Annotated in this window: 11 protein-coding genes; 3 read left to right on the top strand and 8 right to left on the bottom strand. The window is 63.4% G+C overall.

Annotated elements, in window-relative coordinates; all coding sequences use genetic code 11:
- Window positions 1-306: glutathione binding-like protein (locus K359_RS52210; protein ID WP_035976685.1), on the top strand; the 306-nt coding region annotated here is incomplete at its 5' end.
- Between the two features lie 134 nt (window positions 307-440).
- On the opposite strand, the gene K359_RS0117035 is transcribed toward K359_RS52210, so the two are convergent.
- Window positions 441-770, bottom strand: a complete 330-nt coding sequence (locus K359_RS0117035) for a hypothetical protein (RefSeq protein ID WP_029080428.1) — start codon at window positions 768-770, stop codon at window positions 441-443.
- A 66-nt stretch (window positions 771-836) separates the two neighbouring features.
- Window positions 837-5,669, bottom strand: coding sequence for an NAD-glutamate dehydrogenase (locus K359_RS0117030; RefSeq protein ID WP_029080427.1), 4,833 nt, complete (start codon window positions 5,667-5,669; stop codon window positions 837-839).
- Between K359_RS0117030 and K359_RS0117025 the strand changes: the two genes are divergently transcribed.
- Window positions 5,670-5,945: a hypothetical protein gene (locus K359_RS0117025; RefSeq protein ID WP_029080426.1), complete on the top strand. Its 276-nt coding sequence runs from the start codon at window positions 5,670-5,672 to the stop codon at window positions 5,943-5,945.
- Between the two features lie 71 nt (window positions 5,946-6,016).
- Here K359_RS0117025 and K359_RS0117020 read toward each other — a convergent pair whose 3' ends face one another.
- The 4 genes from K359_RS0117020 to K359_RS52205 all read right to left on the bottom strand — a co-directional run bounded on the left by K359_RS0117020 (window position 6,017) and on the right by K359_RS52205 (window position 12,296).
- Window positions 6,017-6,820 (bottom strand): hypothetical protein, encoded by an 804-nt coding sequence (locus tag K359_RS0117020; protein WP_029080425.1) that lies wholly within the window; start codon window positions 6,818-6,820, stop codon window positions 6,017-6,019.
- Window positions 6,801-9,002, bottom strand: a complete 2,202-nt coding sequence (locus K359_RS0117015; RefSeq protein ID WP_029080424.1) for an AAA family ATPase — start codon at window positions 9,000-9,002, stop codon at window positions 6,801-6,803. Before K359_RS0117015 ends, K359_RS0117020 begins: the two co-directional genes overlap by 20 nt.
- Before the next feature lie 69 nt (window positions 9,003-9,071).
- Entirely contained in the window at window positions 9,072-10,715 is a 1,644-nt protein-coding gene (locus K359_RS0117010; protein ID WP_029080423.1) for a hypothetical protein, read from the bottom strand.
- A gap of 567 nt (window positions 10,716-11,282) precedes the next feature.
- Window positions 11,283-12,296, bottom strand: a complete 1,014-nt coding sequence (locus K359_RS52205) for an AraC family transcriptional regulator (protein WP_245284635.1) — start codon at window positions 12,294-12,296, stop codon at window positions 11,283-11,285.
- Window positions 12,297-12,555: 259 nt separating this feature from the next.
- Here K359_RS52205 and K359_RS0117000 point away from each other — a divergent pair, with 259 nt between their 5' ends.
- Window positions 12,556-13,710 carry a DUF3047 domain-containing protein gene (locus K359_RS0117000; RefSeq protein ID WP_245284634.1) on the top strand — a complete coding sequence of 385 codons (1,155 nt, stop codon included), beginning with the start codon at window positions 12,556-12,558 and terminating at the stop codon, window positions 13,708-13,710.
- Window positions 13,711-13,913: 203 nt separating this feature from the next.
- On the opposite strand, the gene K359_RS0116995 is transcribed toward K359_RS0117000, so the two are convergent.
- Window positions 13,914-14,606, bottom strand: a complete 693-nt coding sequence (locus tag K359_RS0116995) for a glutathione S-transferase family protein (protein ID WP_029080421.1) — start codon at window positions 14,604-14,606, stop codon at window positions 13,914-13,916.
- A 24-nt stretch (window positions 14,607-14,630) separates the two neighbouring features.
- Window positions 14,631-14,879: a DUF1127 domain-containing protein gene (locus tag K359_RS63315; protein ID WP_084518420.1), complete on the bottom strand. Its 249-nt coding sequence runs from the start codon at window positions 14,877-14,879 to the stop codon at window positions 14,631-14,633.
- Window positions 14,880-14,977 lie beyond the last annotated feature (98 nt).

Here is a 14,977-nt window from a genome sequence, read left to right as displayed (position 1 = left end):
CAACTGGCGCCCGAAGCCGAGCGAGATGCCCGGGTTACTTGTTGGGCACTCGAGACCTTCGAGAGCCGGCTGGGGTTGGTTATCCGCCGCCTCGCGGATTGCCCCTATCTCGCCGGCGACCGCTTCACTGCTGCCGATATCTCGGTGAGCTACGCCCTCCTGCTCGGCCTGCGAACCGGCAACTACGTCCCCGGTTCTACCGAGCGGGACTATCTCGCCCGCACGACGGCACGCCCTGCCTACGTCCGGGCGATGGAAAGCTGCCAGGCCACCAAGGCTTGGGCGGCGAGATCACCGGGATTGTAGTGCTCGCTTCATCGGAGCGGCCAAGCGCCTGATTGAGTAGCTGCGAAAAGTTTCTTATGGGCATCTGCCAATTGGAGGTTTGGCTTCCAGCTTGCACTGAACTCCGATTTACGCGCGGCGCAATCGCCGGCGCCTCACATGGCGTTCCTGATCCTTGCTACAATTTCGGGCCGGTTGCTCTCGAGCCAGGCCACGGCGTCGGGTCCATCGACGACGCATGCGAAGGTTTCCCAGGTTGGGTCCTCCAGGGATTCCGGTTGCAGCCGCTTCGCGGCATACTCAACGAGGTCGTGCAAGCCTTCATAGCCTCGTCGGCGCTCGAGGGAATCTGCAATCGCCGTGCTGGCCCATCCTCGCTGGGCCAAATCGACAATGCTCGGAGCGTCAGCCTCGCTGAACCAGGGCGTGGCATCGAACTCGATGCAGCGGACGTTATCGGCGGTATGGCAAGTGGCGTGGATCATTGGAGTCCTCCGTTCGCCGGCTAACAGCCTGCGCTCTTAGGGTTTCACATCGCTGCCTCGCACGCCTCAGGCCTTGACCAGGTCCCCCAGCAGGTTCGCCGCCACCGTCAGCTTGGCGAGCGTCAGGCCGCTGGCCGCGATCTCCTCGACCGAGCGGCGGATGCGCGCAGCTTCCGGGTGCGCCGCGAGCCAGGTCTCGACAGCCTGCTGGCCGGACTGGCCGGTTGCCAGCATATCCGCGGCCAGCCTTCTTTCGGCGCCGGCGATCTGCTCGACGGCGCGGTCGATCGCCATCCGTTCGAAATAATCGTTTGCCGGAACGCTGCGCGCGGCGGCGACGATCCGGTCGAGACGGAAATTCGCCTCGGCGGCGAAGAAGGTCGCGGCGGCGTCGCCGATGGGGCGGCTGGTGCGCTCCGCAACCGTCACGATATCGGGCGCCGAGACCAGAGCGTCGAGATCGGCGAGTTCGCCGGCGAGGCCGGCGGGGACACCGGCGTCGGTGAGTTCCTGCCGCCGCTTGCCACGCGCGGCCTGCAAGTCCGGCGGCAGCGCGGTGTCGAGCCCGGCGACGATCTGGCGGATCCCCGGGCCGAAGCGCGCGACGACGGCCTCCAGTCCCTCCTTGAAATCGACATTGCGCACGTACCAGACCATGCGGGAGAGCAGCAGATCCTGCACAGAAGCGTAGAGCGACAGCTGCACCTGCCCATCGATGCAGGTATCGAGCGCGTCGATCGCGTCGCTGAGCCACTTCAGCCCGTAGCATTCATCGACCGCCACATAGGCCATGACGATGGTCGGGATATCGGCGTCCGTCTCGTCGATCAGGCGCACGACACAGGCCGGGCCGCCGCGGTTGATCACCGCATTGGCGAGGTTGGTCGCGATGATCTCGCGCCGCAGGCGGTGGAATTCGACCGCCGTGGGGTATTTGTCCTGAACCTCGCGCGGAAAATACTGCGATAGTTCCCGGGCAAGATAGGGATCGTCCGGCACGCTGGTGCCGAGCAGGTCATCGTAAAGCGTCAGCTTGGCGTAGGCGAGCAGCACGGCAAGCTCGGGCCGTGCGAGGGACTGGCCGCGGCGTGTGCGCTCGGTGAGCGCTGCGTCGTCGGGCAGGAACTCCACCGCACGGCTGAGCAAGCTGCGTTGCTCGAGCGACTGCATCAGGCGCGTGAGGAAGCCGGTCTCGGCCACGCCCTTGCGTTCGGCGAGCGAGAGCGCCAGCGACTGCAGATAGTTGTTGCGCAGCACCAGCGTGCCGACCTCGTCGGTCATCGCGGCCAGCAGGCTGTTGCGGTCAGCGGGGCTGAGGCGTCCCTCGCGCTCGAGGCGCGCCAGCGCGATCTTGATATTGACCTCGACGTCGGACGTGTTCACGCCGGCCGAGTTGTCGATGGCGTCGGTGTTGAGCTTGACGCCCTTCTGCGCCGCCTCGATGCGGCCGCGCTGGGTGACGCCGAGATTGGCGCCTTCGCCGATCACCCGGGCCCGCACGTCGCCGCCTGTGATGCGGATCGGATCGTTGGCGCGGTCGCCGGCCTGATCGTCGCTTTCCCCGGCGGAGCGGATATAGGTGCCGATGCCGCCAAACCACAAGAGATCCGCGCGCGCCTTCAGGATTGCCGTCATCACCTCGAAAGGCGTGGCTTGCGGCTTGTCGAGATCGAGCAGGGTGCGTATCTCCGGAGTGAGCGGGATCGCCTTGAGCTGGCGCGAGAACACGCCGCCGCCCGGCGAGATCAGCGACTTGTTGTAGTCCTGCCAGCTCGATCGCGGCAGGTCGAACAGGCGCTTGCGCTCGGCGAGGCTGATCGTAGGATCGGGCGAGGGATCGATGAAGATGTCGCGGTGATCGAAAGCCGCCACGAGCTTTGTCGCCGTCGAGAGCAGCATGCCATTGCCGAAAACGTCGCCGGACATGTCGCCAACGCCGACCGCGGTGAACGGCGTGGTCTGAATGTCGGTGCCGAGCTCGCGGAAGTGGCGCTTGACCGTCTCCCAGGCGCCGCGCGCCGTGATCCCCATCTTCTTGTGGTCGTAGCCCTGGCTGCCGCCGGACGCGAAGGAGTCGCCGAGCCAATGGTTCTTCTCGACCGAGATCGCGTTGGCGACGTCGGAGAAGGTGGCGGTGCCCTTGTCGGCGGCGACGACGAGGTAGGGGTCGTCGCCGTCATGGCGCACGGTGGATTCGGGCGGCACGACGATGTCGCCGTCGAGATTGTCGGTGAGCTCCAGCAGCGAGCGAACGAAGATGCGATAGGCCTCGGTGCCTTCCGCGAGCCAGGCGTCGCGGTTGGAAGGCGGCGGCAGGCGCTTGGGCACGAAGCCACCCTTGGCGCCGACCGGCACGATCACGGCGTTCTTGACCTGCTGCGCTTTCACGAGGCCGAGGATCTCGGTGCGGAAATCCTGCGGCCGGTCGGACCAGCGCAAGCCACCGCGCGCAACCTTTCCGAAGCGCAGGTGAATGCCTTCGACCCGAGGTGAGTAGACGAAGATCTCGTAGAGCGGTCGTGGTGCCGGCAGGTCGTCGATCCGGCGCGCGTCGAACTTGAAGGAGATCACCGGACGCGGATGTCCATCCTCGCCGATCTGCCACAGATTGGTGCGTATCGTCGCCTGCACCAGGTTGGTGAAGCGGCGCAGGATGCGGTCTTCGTCCAGCGAGGCGACGGATTTGAGCTGCTCCTCGACCTCGGCAAGCAGGGCCGTCTCGCGTGCCGAGCGCTCGGCATCGGTGGAGGCGAGGCGCGGATCGAGGCGGGTCTGGAACAGCGCGACGAGGCTGGCCGTGATCGCGGCGTTCTTGCGCAAGGTCTCCCACATGTAATCCTGGGTGAACGGCGCGCGGATCTGGTGCAGGTAGCGGGACAGCGCCCGGATGGTCGAGACTTCCCGCCAGCCCAGGGCGGTGCGCAGGATCAAGCCGTTGTATCCATCGGATTCGGCGTGATCGCGGACCACCGCCATGATCGAGGCTTCAAGGCGATGGCTGAATTCCGGGCTGATCGTGATCGGCTGGCCGTCGCTGGTCTCGATCGTCATCTCGTGGAGCCAAACCGGCGGAGGCGCCGGCGTGGCGCGCGGCGCGATCTGATAGGTGCGTTCGTTGACCACGCGCAGGCCGTGATTTTCGATCACGGGCACGCGGTAGGACAACGACAGGGGCGCGCCGTGCGAGAACACCTTCAGTCCGAAGCGCTTGGGATCGGCCTCGCTTTCGTCACGGTGAACCGAAATCGCCACGGGGCGGGTCGGCGTGAGCTTTTCGATGGTGGCGATATCGGTGATCGCCTGTTCCGCGCCGAACACCTCGGTATAGCCGCCGCTGAAGGCCTGGGCATATCGGGTGGTGAGCATGCGTGCCCGCATGCCATCGGTCGAGGCAGTGAGCGCGGCCTTCAGCTTGTCGGCCCAGGTCGCGGCAATGGCACTGATCCCGGCTTCGAGCGTGGCGCGTTCGACGACGGGAGTTTTGCCGTCATAGCGTCCGATGATGTAGTGGACGCGCACAAGCGCCCCTTCAGGGAATGAAACATAGGAGGCCGACAGCGTCCCCTTGTAGACCTGCGCCAGGAAGGCACCGACGCGCGTGCGGACGTCGGTGTCGTATTTGTCGCGCGGAATGAAGGTGAGGATGGAGACGAAGCGATCGAACTTGTCCACCCGCGCCAGCGCGCGGACGCGCGGACGCTCGTAGAGGATCAGGATCTCCATGACGAAATTGTAGAGCGTGTCGACGTCGACCTGGAACAATTCGTCACGCGGATATTCTTCGAGAATATGCATGAGCGCCTTGCCCGAATGGCTGTTCGGGTCGAAGCCGGCGCGTTGCAGCGCCCGCGTCACCTTGTGGCGGACATAAGGGATCTGCCGTGCCGAGCGGGTATAGGCGCCGGAGGTGAACAGGCCGACGACCCGCAATTCGCCCTCCAGCCGGCCGTCGGGCGTATAGAGCTTGATGCCGACATAATCCATGCGGATGCGACGATGAACGCGGCTGGAGACGTTGGCCTTGATGACGATGAGCAGGGTGGGGTCGTGCATGAACTCGCGTATTTCCGACGTCATCACCACCATTTCGCCGCCGCGGCGCAGGACCTTCGCATCCGGATCGCGGAGCACGCCGAGGCCTTTGCCGGTCGTGATGTCGTCGGACGCATCGCCGTCGGGCGAGAAGCGATATTCGCGCACGCCGAGGAAGGTGAAATTGTCCGCGCAGAGCCATTGCAGGAACTGGTTGGCCTCGGCGACCTCGTCGATCGGCAGCGGCGGCGGATTGGAAGAGAAGGTCTTGATCGCGTCCTCGACCCGGTCGCGCATGGCACGCCAGTCGGTGACGCAGGCGCGGACGTCGCTCAACGACCTGGTGAGGCCGTCGATCAGCTTCTGGCGATCGGCATCGGCGTCCAGGCGGGTGATGTGGAGATGAATCAGGCTTTCCCGCGTACCCTTCGCTCCCTCCGGCAGTGGCTCGCCGTGAAAGCGCAGGAGCTTGCCTTGATCATCGCGCTCCACCGCGAGGATCGGGTGAGCGACGAGGGTGACTTCGATGCCTTGCTCGGCCAACTCCGCCGTCGTGGAATCGAACAGGAAGGGCATGTTGTCGTTGAGAATCTCGAGCACGGAAATCTCGCGCCCGTCCGGCATCATCGGATTGACGACACGGATATCGGCGCTGCCCGCCGTACGCTGCTGCACGTGCTCCCAGGCTTGTTCCGCCAGGAAGGCCAGCGACAAGGCATCGTGATTGGCGAGGTCCTCGACATTGGTGTAGCCGAACAGAAGTTCGGCAAAGCTCCGGGGAGCCTTGCCCGGCTGCACGCTTCCCGCGGCATCGCGGATCAGGGTTGCACGGGCCTTATCGTCACGCCAAGCCATAATGTCCTCCATTTGCCGCGCCGTCCGACCGCAGTCGCGATCATCGGCTTGATTCTGGAGTGCATCGCTTCGAGCGCCACTGCCTTGATCGCGATCGAGCGCGTACGCGAATTCCCCGGTCTCAAAGCTTCGACTGCTGCCGACGACAATACTCCGATCCCAAAGCTATCCAAGGCGCATGCTGTCGTGAGACGTGCCGAGATGCCTGCTGCAGCGCGTGAGGCCGAAGTCGGCGCCGGCGGCTGCCGAATCATCGGGGAGGGAAAAATCACAAGCAATTTCAATTGAGTAAGAGTTTGCGGTTTTGTTCTGAGCGGCGCGCCAAAGATTGCCTGTCTATTGAAGTGCACCAAGTGGATCTAGCGATAGTCCTTGTTGTTGATCACCTTGCTGTCCTTGCCCTCATCGGCGCCGGTCGGCATGCATTCGACCTGCACGAGGTCGGGATAGATATCCCACGATCGCACCAGGATTTTCTTGCGGACACCGTAGGAGGTGATGATACAGCGGTTCAGCACCGGGCTGACGGCGGCTGCGACGTAGCCGGGATAAAACAGCGAACCATGATGGAGCACGCTCCAGAGTTCGTTGAACCAGGTCGCGCGCACCCGGAAGGTCACCGTGTTCTGGTCGGTGCAGGGCAGCGTCTCGCAACCGTAGACCTCGTGGACCTCCGGTCCCTCGGTTTGCGAACTCGAGAGGTTCTGGGAGTTGGACAGATATAGCTGCTCGTCGTGCCGGACGGTCGCAAGGTACCAGGGCAAGGTCGCGGTGACCGCCACTGCGCAGTAGACGACGTAGCAGACGGCGATCGTCGCGAGGATCATGATGCCGCCGCGCGCCTTGCTGAATTCCGGATCGCCATAAGCGTCCTTGGCGTAGACGCAGCGCGCCCAAAGCGCGCGGTAGCGGGCGAACGCCCAGCGCACGAAGCGGTAGAGCCGCCAGGTGACCGGAGCGATCAGCTTCAGGTAGATCCAGCCGCAGGAGCGGACGAACTGCGACCAGAACCGGCCGAGCATGCTCAGCTCCCGGTGGGCGCGCCCGAGGTCGGACTGGTCGTAGGACTTCTTGGCCTCATAGGCCTTGGTCTTGAACTCGGACAGCGTCTTGTCGATGCCGTGCAGCAACGCATCGGCGTCGTCATGCGGCTTTTCTGTCATGGCGGATCCAGGTCGACGTGAAATTGCGGCTCGTGGCATCGAAGCCGATGTCGAGCGTGCCGCTGAAGGCGGCGTCAGCCATCGTCTTCTCGACGATCATGGCCTCGATGCGTTTGATGCGGCCCGGCAGGCCGCGGGCTCCGATCTCGGGCGAGTAGGTCTTGTCGCAGAACTCCCGCAGCTGCGCCTCGGGGAAGCGTACCTCGATCGATTGTGCCGCGTAGAAGGCGTTGATGCGCGAGATTTCGCGGAACACGATCTTCTCGATCGTGTCCATGTTGAGCTTGTGGAACAGGATGATGTTCTCGCGTCCCTCGAAGCGGTTCAGGAATTCGGTTCGGAAGGCCTTCTTCAGGTCGCGGATGGTGAGCTCGTAGGCCTCATCCTGGCTCAGATCGCCGGGACCGGTGCCGACCCGCAGCGCATGCTCCGCGCCGATGTTGGTGGTCATCGGCATCACCACGTCGCCGAACTCGACCTTGCGGCCCAGATTGTCGCGGCAGCGCCCGTCGTCGAGGATGTTGAGGCAGATGTTGAAGATGTCGGGGTGAGCTTTCTCGATCTCGTCCCACAGCATGACCTGATACGGATTGGCCCGCACCGAATTGGTCATCTCGCCGCCGGCCGAGAAGCCGTCGTAGCCCGGAGGCGCGCCGATCAGCTTGGTGACGTCGTTCTTCTCCATGAACTCGCCCATGTCGTAGCGGTTCAGCGTCTTGTCGGTGTCGAACAGGGCTTCCGCCAAGCCCTTGGCGACCTCGGTCTTGCCGACGCCGCTGGCGCCGCAGAACAGGAACGGCAGCGGCTTGTCGGTGCGCCGCCCGCGCCGCCAGACCTTGACCGCACGATCGACATGATCGATCACCGCATCCTGACCGAACACGCGCCGCTTCAGCGAGCCGTGCAGATTGAGCAGCTTGACGGCGTCGTTCTGCTTGAGCTTGGAGGCGTCGATACCGGAGATCAGCGAGAATTCGTCGATCACCATGTCTGCGGTGAACAGCAGCCGATCGTTGATCTGCTTGGTGACGGCCTTGTATTTCACCCGATTTTCATCGACGGCCGCCTGGGTCTGCGCAATGTCGCCGCGCAGCTTGAGAATCTCTGGCGTTGCATAGCCGGACGCCCTGGCGATCAGATCGAAGTCGGCATCGCCGGCGGAGGCCTTGCCGGCGGGATCGTCGAGGTGACGCTTCTTCTCGTCTTCCTCGAGGCTGCGCAGCTGGGCCTCCATGTGTGCGATCGACTTCTCGCCCTCGCGTTGCGCCGCGTAGTAGCCCTTGATCTTGGCCTGGTATTCGGCGAACTCGGCCTTGTGGCGGGCGATGGCGGCGCGCACGGTGGCGGCCTTTTCCTCGTTTCCGGAGGACGGCCCGCTGGCCATCAGACGCGCGAGCTCCGCCTCAAGCTCCGCGAGCAGCGGCGGCGTCGAGTGCGCCCGCAGCAGGTAGCGCGCCATGCCACGATCGAGCAGCGTGCGGGTGCGCGCGGGCTGCGCCGCGGAGAGGCCGGTGTCGAGCGAACGGTACTTGCTCGACATGTCGATGGCGGCCTTGACCGCAGCCGGATCGATCCGGACCTCGTAGCTCTCCTCGAGATCCCCAGCGCCGTGCAGCGCAATCTCCTCGAGTTCAGCGCCGACCGGCTCGGTCAGATCCATCAGCGTGAAATGATCGCGGAAGTCGGAATGACACTTGAGCACCTGGGTCAGGTCGGCCTCGCGCACCTCGAGGAAGACCTGCGTCTTCTTCGTCTTCACCATCGACGTCAACGCGTTGACGATGTGCATCAGCCCGCTGTTGCGCAGCGCATCGATCAGATCGAGCGTATCCTCGACGATCAGAACGCTGTCCGGGGTGCGGTTGAGGGTCGCAAATATCGCCTTGAACTGCTTGACGATGGCGTCGTTGTCGCCGAGGCCGAACAGGCCGTCGGTGTCGAGCCAGAACAGCCGCTTGTTGACGATGTCGAACGGCGCGTCGGGGTCGACCTTGCGCGCCTGCAGCGCCAGCGCCAGCGTGGTGATGCCGACACCGCTCGGACCGGAGACGATCACGCTGTTGGCTTCCATCCGCGTCAGGATGGTGCACAATTCCTCGAACTTCTCCGTGCAGCCAACCAGCTTGAAGTTCTTCCGGTTGGCGAGCGCCTCGCTGCCGGTGATCAGGAAGTTGTCGGCCATTTCAGATTTCCATCGGTCAGGCTTGGAAGTGGGAAGGCCGGACCGGCAGCGCCGGTCCGGGGGCGGGGCTCAGATCTGCCCGAACGTGATTTCCTTGTCGTCGACCGGCTTCGCTGCCGCTGAGGCGGCCGGCGCGCCGGGATCCTTGGCATCCATGCCGATGCTCTCCTGCAGCCGCGCACGTACGGTGGCGGTGACATCGCTGAGCTCTCCGAGCCGGCTCTGGATGTTGGAGAGCCCGTCCTCCCGCAGCTTGTTGGCGGCCTGCAGCGATTCGGCGATGTTCGACATCGACTCGACCTTCTCCATGATCCGCTTGGAGGCCTCGTCGACCTGCAGCGCCTGGCGGATGACCTCCTTGTTGGCGACGTCGTCGGTCACCGCGTTCATCGCCCGCATCGAATCGCGCACGCTCTCCGAGGCCTCGTTGAGCGCCGAGTTGTTGAGCGCCTGGATGGTGGTGTTCAGGCTGGTGGCGACACTGGCGATGCCGTCGCTGGAGAGTTCGCGCAGATTGACATTCTGCTTGCCGAGGGCGTCGTGGAAGGTATTGGCGTCGACCGCGTCCTTCTCGAGATCGGCCACGGTCTTCTTGGTGCTCCGCCCGCTGTCCAGCAGGGTGGTGACGTGGCGCTCGAAATCGTTCTTCTTGCGCTCGCGCTCGAGACGGGCAAGGGTGTCCTCGCCCGCCGGGGCGGTCGACAGCGCCTGCACCTTCTCCCTGTTCGCGGCGCTGGCGAGGTCGATGCCCTTGTCGAGAATCGCGACCACCGTGATCATCTGCGAGTTGATCTTGACGAGCTTGTCGGCCTGCCCCTCGATCCCTCCGAGTTCGTCGCGCAGCTCCGAGACCGAGACCTGCGACTTGTCGATGTAGCCGAGCGCCGCCTTGATGATGCCCTCGACGCGCTTGACGTGCTCGGGACCGGAGATGTCGAGCATCTTGCGGACCTGGTCCTTTTCGGCCTTGAACTTGCCCTGCTTGGCGTCGTGCTCGGCCTTCTCCGTGATGATCGCCAGCGCCTTGTCGCGGCAGGCCTTCAGGCCCTCCATCCGCTTGGCGATCAGGAGCTCCTTGGCGGCGATTTCGGCCTGCGCGGATTTCTTGATGCCGCCGAACAGGCCGGTTTGCGTCTTCAGCTTGGCGATGTCGCGATCGAGCATCTCCTTGTCGGAGTTGACCTGCCGCGTTTCGGATTCGATCTCCGAGGTACGGCGGTCCCAATCAGCCTCGCGCTTGCGATCCTCCTCGATCTCCGCGAAGGTATCCAGCACGACATTGTCGCCGGCGGTGCGCAGCGTGTAGAGCGCATCCAGATTGTCGACCAGCGGCCGGATCATCTCGCGGAAGTCGAGAACGCCCTTGTTCATGTCGGCAAACGTCTGCTTCATCTTGGCGAAGACGGTCGTCGACGACAGCTCGATCAGCTTGCGCTGCATCAGCGTGCGCTGCTGCGCCAGATATTCCTTGTAGGCCTCGAGCTGCTTGATCGACGCCTTGCACTCCTCGGCGAGATCAGGCGAGAGCAGGGCTCCGACCTGGCGGCTGCGCTCCTCTGGAGCTGCTTCGGGATTGAAGACGATCTTCGCCACCGGATTGGCGGTGATGTCGACAGGCGCGGCCTGTGTCGCCTGCTTCGGCGCCATCCGTGCCTTGACGGCCTCGTTGACCGCGGTCGATTCCGCGAGTTTCGGGGATTGTGAGGTGGACATGCAGTCGTCTCCTGGTCTGGCGACTCCGAGGGAGCCGCATGGGCGGCGCAGGCGTCCAGGCCGCGTCGCGGGAAATCGTCCTTAGGCGGTCAACATGAGAAATCCGGCTGGTGCGGAACCTAGATGCGAGTCCTTTGTCGCACAACCACAGGGCGGTTCAATTCGAACCGTGAGCCAAACGAAGTCGCGACATTCTTTATGCATCGTTCAGCGTTGCTGTGTGTTTCAGCTCGGAAGGAAGCTCATTGCTTTATTTTTCGGTGGCTGTTTGTCGCTTCGTGGCCGGTCTGGTTCGAATTAAGTCTTCGGGTGCCGGTTTCCGGATCGATGTGAAGCGTCCTTTGCATTAGTCGCTCGATGTGCGGCTTTGGTTGACGCCCGCAAGGCTCGCACGGCGATTTGAATTCGAAGCCGTCGTGACGCCAGTAATCCGCACGCCTGCAAAGCTAACTATTTGAATTGGCTTCTGAAATATCCCTCGTCCTTGACCGATGCTTGCAGCTGGGGAGCTCGGGCAGGCTCCGGATCTGATAAGTCACGGCGTAAAGGATTGTGTAGCAATCTCAATTACATATCGGTTCGCGATTTTATTCTGAGCGGCGCGCCATTTGTTTCGCCCCGCCCGCGCGCTTCAAGCAGACGCCGCCAACGGGTGGGAGCCGCGCCGCTCCAGCGCTCGAACGCCCGGCTGAAGTGGGCGGGGTCGTCATAACCGAGCACCGACGCAATGTCGCCGATCGATCGGTCTGTCTGGCACAGCAGTCTCACCGCACGTCGCTGCAGCGCGTTTCGCAGCAGGTCGCTGTAGCTCAGTCCGACCTCGCTGAGCCTGCGCTGCAGGGTTCGTCTTGTGAGTCCCGACCGGTTTCCGATGTGCGAAAGGGTCGGACGCCGATCGAGCAGTTCCAGTTCGATCAGCACGGAAACACGGCCCGGCAGGTCCTCCGGATCCGGCAGGTCGAAAATGCGTGCGAGCTCACTCGCGGTCAGCCCATCGCCTTGTCCGAGATTTGGATTGACGGCCGTCAACAGCCGCCGATCGAACACGATCGCGCTGGCGGCGTCACCAACAGCAGTATCGGTACACGTCAACTCGTCGATCTGACATCGCAGCCGGTTTGGCAGGTCGCCAAAGACGATCCGGCTCGGTAGCCAGCAGGCGCCGGCAAAATGCCTGACCACAGCGATCATGTACCAGATGGCGAGCATCTCGTTCTGCCGGCGTCCGTCGCGCGCAGGGTCGGTCAATTCATACGACCAGTGAATTTCGCTGCCATGACGGCGGACGACCAGCTGGGTAGCGTTTTGCAGCATGTGCGGCAGGCTGGTTCCTGCGCGGTGGATCGCCTCGAGCAGGGTCGGGGCCTGGGCCACCCATCTGCCGAAAATTCCGAGGCCCGCCATCGACGTCTGGCGACCAAGCCGGACCGCAAAGACTTCGTCGTGCAATTCACGCGAGGTCACCATCAACAGCCGGAAGTGATCGCGCAGTGGCAACAGCGTGTCCGGCGCCTCCAGCAATCCGAGGGGAAGATCGGCGCGGCGGAAGACCCGCTCGATCGATCCACCGGCCGCCGTCACGACATCGGCAATCGGACCAAGCGTGCTCGCGCGCGTGTAACCAGTCTGGTGCATCTGCCCTCACGCGCCAAACAGGCTGCCATTTCGGCACATCATGGCAGGCTGAATTCGCAGCGAAAGCATAGCATTCGAAACCCCATCGATGAAACACGGCCAAACGCCGGCGTCGACCGGGACAAGGGAGGAATGCATGTGCTTTGCTTGCTTTGGCTTGTCGTCCGCGGCCGGCCGTATCGGGAAAATTTCCCGACGTGATGTGATGTTGCGTGCATCGGCGCTCGGTCTGGTGCTGCCCTTTGCCGGGCCTGCGTTGCGGACGGCGCAAGCGGCCGAGCAGGGCGGTCCGGCTCCGGCGGATTTGGTGGGCGGGATCAAGGATATCATTGCGAAGGCGAGTTCACCGGAACTGGTTGCCTACAAGGCTTTCGAGATCAACGGCACCGATCTGCCTTGGACCGATCTTGGTCTCGACGCGGCGCAGGGCCAACAGGTGACGTTCCTCCTGAGCGGTCGGATGTGGCTGTCGCGCGAACACGATCTCTGGTTCGGTCCCGGCCTGGTCTTCCACGCGCGCACGCGCGGGCTCCGGCCGATCTACAATCCGATGCTGGACACCGGGACCATGACGGCCTCCCACGATGGACGGATCGAGGTGGCGCGTTCGGCCGCGGAATGGGCCAGTGAGGACGGGGTGCTGGCGACGCCGGAAGACGTCTACAAGCAGGCGGATGTCAAGATGACCGGCATCGCTCTGCTGTGGCGCGCCGATGCCGGCGTGGGCGTCAAGAGTCTCCTGGCGCATGGCGACGTGGGCGGTCTGCTCAAGTCCGAGCTTGCGCGTCTCGAGCGTGGCGGCAAGCTGCCGCCAGGCTGGTCGAACCTGCTCGGTTTTGGAGGTGGCCAGGAAGTCTTCAGCCAGGGTGCGGACGGCGAGATCGTCTGCGACACCACGGGCCACGTCAGTATCATCGAGCGGCCGCTGTCGCTTCCGTTGACCTCTCGTCCGCGGCTCGCATGGCGCTGGAAGATCGATCAATTGCCAACCGCCGTCGCGGAAGACCAGGCTGCGACCCACGACTATCTTTCGATCGGCGTGAAGTTCGAAGACGGGCAGGATCTGACCTACATCTGGAGCGAACATTTGCCTGAAGGCAAGGTCTTCCGCTGCCCGTTGCCCGGCTGGAATGTGATCGAGACGCATATGATCGTCCGTTCCGGGAAGGCGGACCTCGGAACCTGGCAAGCGCAGGAACGCGACATCGCAGCAGACTACGCCGCCCATATCGGTGGATCGGCGAAGGCCATCGCGAAAATCTGGCTGCTGGCCGTGGCGCCGTTCCAACGCCGCCACGGCGCGTGTCGCTATGCCGATATCAAGGTCACCACCGGCGACAACGCTGTGCACAAGGTCTAGAGCGTTTTCGAGCGAAGTGGATACCGGTTCGCGTGAAGAAAACGCGTCAAAACAAGAATCTAGAGCCCCGTTCCGATTCAATCGGAACGGGCTCTAGCGCGAGACGCGATTTGCCGGGGAGTGTTTGTTTCCCCATGGCTTCAAATCAGTATGGCTTCAAATCAGTCCTTGCAGCAGGTTCCGGCAAGGCTGGGTCTGCATGGTCAGTATTTCGGACGGTGTGACTTCGCCCATTCGCGAGCATGTAGAATGGGTTCACGCGGCGGCATGATCGCCCGCAGCTTGAGTGTTGCCGGAAGGTTCTCCATGCGCTCGCGCCAGCGGCAGAACGACGGATATTTCGGGTACATCGCCCGGCCTTCTTCCGTCAGGCTGAAGGCGAAAGTGCTCGGAAGCAGGTAGAAATCCGCGATCGAGAGTTCCGAACCGAGCAGGTAGTTTTCGCCGTGCTCAAGCTCGCGCTCCACCATGCCAAGCGCGAGCTCGACCTTGGGCAGCGCATGGGCCACGACTTTCTCGTCTGAGGCGATGCCAAGCTCCGGAAAGACCACCCGTTCGTGCGTCACGTGATGGATCATGTAGGGATAGTAGTAGGCGTTGACCGCACTGATCCACTGGTTCATGCGCGCCCGCGCGCGAACGTCGTGCGGCGTAAGCTTTGGCCCCTCGAAGGTTTCATCGACATAAGAGGCGATCGCGCTGGTCTCGTAGACGATGAAATCGCCGTGCCGCAGGATCGGGACGCGGTTGAACGGGTGCAACGCCAGGTGCTCGCGCTGTCCCATCACCGGTTCAAGGTTATGAAAGCCGTAAGGCACGTCCTTGTGGGTCAGGATCAGGCGAACGATGTTGACAAAGGTGCTTCGCGGGAAGCCGTAGACGATCGGGTCTGCCATCTGTTTTCTCGTTGGTTGAATCGCTTATCGCCAGAACGGTTTGGCTGCTTCTTCCAGGGCCTGCTCGCGGGTCAGGCCGATGTCTGCGAGCAGGTGTTTGTCTTCCGCAAGCTCGCGGAGCGCGCCGCGAAGGCTGCGCCGGGCCGCCCAGCCTGACCATCCGTGCCATCCAATAGCCGGGCCCGGTCCGAAATCGAATTGATGAAGTCGGGTGGGAGGATCGTCCGCTGGATTGGACGGAAGCGACAACGGATCAGTGATCAAGGCTGACATCGACAAGCTCCAAATCTTGTGAAACTCTGCGTTGGAGCATTCCAGTAATGTCAGCGGGCGGTTGACGGCAAAGCATCGTTTCTCTTGCCTGCCCTAGT

This window comes from Bradyrhizobium sp. th-b2, assembly GCF_000426785.1.
Lineage (GTDB): Bacteria > Pseudomonadota > Alphaproteobacteria > Rhizobiales > Xanthobacteraceae > Bradyrhizobium > Bradyrhizobium septentrionale.
This window is presented reverse-complemented; position numbering and strand designations above follow the sequence as displayed.

What these genes read in the sequence shown, in the direction of transcription:
- K359_RS0117030 (WP_029080427.1), bottom strand. Translation starts at nt 5,669, where the DNA reads ATGGAGGACATTATGGCTTGGCGTGACGATAAGGCCCGTGCAACCCTG.
- K359_RS63315 (WP_084518420.1), bottom strand. Translation starts at nt 14,879, where the DNA reads ATGTCAGCCTTGATCACTGATCCGTTGTCGCTTCCGTCCAATCCAGCG.
- K359_RS0117035 (WP_029080428.1), bottom strand. Translation starts at nt 770, where the DNA reads ATGATCCACGCCACTTGCCATACCGCCGATAACGTCCGCTGCATCGAG.
- K359_RS0117020 (WP_029080425.1), bottom strand. Translation starts at nt 6,820, where the DNA reads ATGACAGAAAAGCCGCATGACGACGCCGATGCGTTGCTGCACGGCATC.
- K359_RS0117015 (WP_029080424.1), bottom strand. Translation starts at nt 9,002, where the DNA reads ATGGCCGACAACTTCCTGATCACCGGCAGCGAGGCGCTCGCCAACCGG.
- K359_RS0117010 (WP_029080423.1), bottom strand. Translation starts at nt 10,715, where the DNA reads ATGTCCACCTCACAATCCCCGAAACTCGCGGAATCGACCGCGGTCAAC.
- K359_RS0116995 (WP_029080421.1), bottom strand. Translation starts at nt 14,606, where the DNA reads ATGGCAGACCCGATCGTCTACGGCTTCCCGCGAAGCACCTTTGTCAAC.
- K359_RS0117000 (WP_245284634.1), top strand. Translation starts at nt 12,556, where the DNA reads ATGTTGCGTGCATCGGCGCTCGGTCTGGTGCTGCCCTTTGCCGGGCCT.